At 32.4% G+C, this 3,068-nt stretch carries 3 protein-coding genes; all 3 read right to left on the minus strand.

Annotation, left to right across the window (positions count from 1 at the left end; genetic code table 11):
- Positions 1-75: 75 nt before the first annotated feature.
- The 3 genes from BUB08_RS20445 to BUB08_RS19885 all read right to left on the minus strand — a co-directional run bounded on the left by BUB08_RS20445 (position 76) and on the right by BUB08_RS19885 (position 2,954).
- Entirely contained in the window at positions 76-225 is a 150-nt protein-coding gene (locus BUB08_RS20445) for a hypothetical protein (protein ID WP_175550062.1), read from the minus strand.
- 181 nt (positions 226-406) lie between these two features.
- Positions 407-2,143: an ATP-dependent nuclease gene (locus tag BUB08_RS19880; protein ID WP_073003675.1), complete on the minus strand. Its 1,737-nt coding sequence runs from the start codon at positions 2,141-2,143 to the stop codon at positions 407-409.
- A 166-nt stretch (positions 2,144-2,309) separates the two neighbouring features.
- Positions 2,310-2,954 (minus strand): hypothetical protein, encoded by a 645-nt coding sequence (locus BUB08_RS19885; RefSeq protein ID WP_073003676.1) that lies wholly within the window; start codon positions 2,952-2,954, stop codon positions 2,310-2,312.
- Positions 2,955-3,068: the final 114 nt, after the last annotated feature.

Raw genomic sequence — 3,068 nt, forward strand, 5'->3', positions numbered from 1 at the left:
AAATTTATTCATTTTCCAGCCAATCTGGGCAACCAAAATTCGATATTCTTTCACTTTTTTCAAAGCTCCGCTTCCTCAGTTACATTTCATTTGTCGTTGAGGAATAATCTTTTCTGTCTTGCTCTTTTCTTTGTTTTCTTCTTTTCTTTCCAAAATCTGGCTGACTGTCCAGAAATCCTGTGCTTGTCTTTTTTCTTTTCCTTTCTTGTCTTTGTCTTTTTGCAATAAGTTTTTATTTGTTAATCAGTTCCTTTTTCAAATGCGCTGGTAACGGTCACTTGTAAGTTGTCGTTGCGGATTTCGGAGCTCGTTCCTGTCCGCGAGGACGGAACGATGTTGCGAGAATCCAGCGTACTACATACCACAAACCCCGCAATGCAATTTACAATTTGTTATGCCCAGTATTTTAAATTCTTTTTTTGTTTTCAATGTTTATAATTACATTTTGTAATTCAGTTGGTATTTCAGAAATAGTTAATTCCTGAGCTAATTTGTTTGAGTTTAGAGAAACATTGTAATTGTTGTTTGTCCAATTGCTGATTTTTTTGATTAAACTCTTTCCTGAAACAATTGCAAATTTATCAGTCCAAGAATCTTCTAATTCTTTTTGTGCTTTCTTTCTTGCTGTGCTAGGTTCAAGAAAATTTCCTGTTCTTCTTGCGTTAATGTGAATTTTGTCTGTTAAAAGGTCAAGGTAATCTTCTTTGAGGCTTTCTGCGATTGAATCAATCGCATTTTTAATTTCATCTAAATCAACCACTTTTTTTGATTCTCGTTCTAAAATTCTTTTAATAGCATGTGGTTCAATAAGATAATTTTCAATTTCTTTCCTTTTCCAAATCTTTAGATTAATACCATGTTTTTGTGCTTCGTCAATTCTATCCTTTATTTCATCTTCAGTATGATAGTCGGAATCAAATATGCAGTAAATTATTATGTTTTCTTCTCCTGCATTTTTGAGCATTAATTTGGAACCAACTGCTCGATTCCATCCTCCCCAACCACCTATTGATAAATGTGGTATTGCATCTAATGGTTCAGGACTATTTTTAAAAATGGTATTCTGTATTCTTTTTAGAATATCGATGTCTTTCCCTTCAACAATTAGTAATTTATTCGCAGACCATAAACGAGCTAAAGCTACATTATGAATACTACCCATGTTTAATAAGACTTTCTGTACTGCGTTAAAATCAGAAGCAAAAACAGATTTTTCTTTCTTTTTGTCAATTATCAAAATGTTTTCTGGTTCGACTTCCGACATTATTTCTACGGAATGAGTGGCAACAATTACTTGTGAATATTCATTTTTTAAATATCGAATAAGTTTACGTTGTAGGTCTGCATGCATATATACATCAGGTTCATCTAAAATTACTGTTGAATTACTATTGCATCTAGCAAGAAACCAGAGAGTTTGCAGCCACATTTGCAATCCATGTCCCATTAATCCTATCTCTGTTGTAAAAATTCCTTCTTGTATTAATAAATATGGATTTAACTCGGAAAATCTATCCCCAGGATTATATTCTAGAAGTCTGATTCCATCCCATGTGGTTTCTACAATTTCTTTAAATTTTGGATAATAAGAGGGAAAACATCCAAGCTGATTTCTAAAGTGTCTGGAAGAAGTAGGGGAATCTAAATTTTGTTTTACATAGTCTGCTAAAAGTACTTTTTCATCCAATATTAAAGGTCCAATTTGCGGTAATATATTAAGTTCCGGTAAATCAAGTTTTTTTATTTTATCTTTTTTACAAACGTTTCTGTTTTCATCGAATAGAACTGCGTGAAATTGTTTCTCACCAGCAAAGTATATTACAATTTTGGTTTTATTATTAAACTCAGCAGTTATAATTGCGGGAGGGTCACCGTATGAATGAAAGATATTTTTATATGAAAAGTCGATTCTTGCCAAGGATGGGCTTACTCCAGTGTTAGTTCTTGGTATTTTAAGCCAAGGAGGCACATATCTAAATGGTGCTGTTTTATATCTTTTGGTTACTAAAGAAACCAATCTAAGTGCTTCAATTAAAGTTGTTTTTCCTGCATTGTTTTTGCCTACAACAATACTCAAATCTCGAAATTCAATTTCATGTTTCGAGTATCCTCGATAATTTTCAATTGTTAGTTTTTTTATCATGTTGTAGGTTCTTTTTTAATATTGGGCATAACGGTCACTTGCAAGTTGTCGTTGCGGATTTCGAAGAGCGTCAGTGTCCGCCAGGACCTGACGGTCAAGAAAGGAGCAGAGACAACGCACACCACTGCACCCGCAATGCAATTTGCAATTTGTTATAGCACGTTTTTTAATTTATTTCAATTAATACCTCAGATTCAATACCATTTCCATAATCTTTCAGATTTTGAATCTTACACTGAAATTCCGCCTTATTTGCAAAATGTAGTCTTAAAATTTGTCTTATTTTATTTGGCTCATTTTCCTTTATTCCAACTATTTTTCCTTCTCCATTTTTAAATTCCAGTTTTAAGATTCTTTCTTTCAAATGGTCTACAATATTTTGCGAAAAAACAGGATAAATTAATTCTCCTTTTTCTATTTTAATTTGATTGTCTATGTAAAGTCTGGCTTGAATTTTTTTTACTCTAACTGGTTTTGACAACTCGTCTAACAATTTGGGATATTCGTTTTTTAAATAATTGTCATTGAGCATTTCCTCTTTTGACTTTTCAAGGAGTTTAATTTCAATTTTTTTGTCAGCAACTACTTCTGCTTCAAAAGCTTTTTCATTTCTTAAATGAGTCGCTAACTTCTTATTTTCGTGTTGTCCTATCAAACCGTCACCACTCAAATAACCAAATTCATAGATGTGTACAATATTGGTATCTGGTTTTAACCATAGATTGACAGATGTTCCAATCGGAAGTTTTTTGTCAATTTTTAATTCGATTGAGTTTGTGTTCTTCTTGCCAAAAATGTTGAATAGTCCCATCGTGTTTTTATTTTTCAAAATGTTCGTTAAGGCACATGGTTAACAAAGTTAAAGTCACATGAGTTACACTAAATTCGTGCTCAGCCTTGTAATATTTTGTTTATCACGAATATC

Source organism: Mariniphaga anaerophila (assembly GCF_900129025.1).
Lineage (GTDB): Bacteria > Bacteroidota > Bacteroidia > Bacteroidales > Prolixibacteraceae > Mariniphaga > Mariniphaga anaerophila.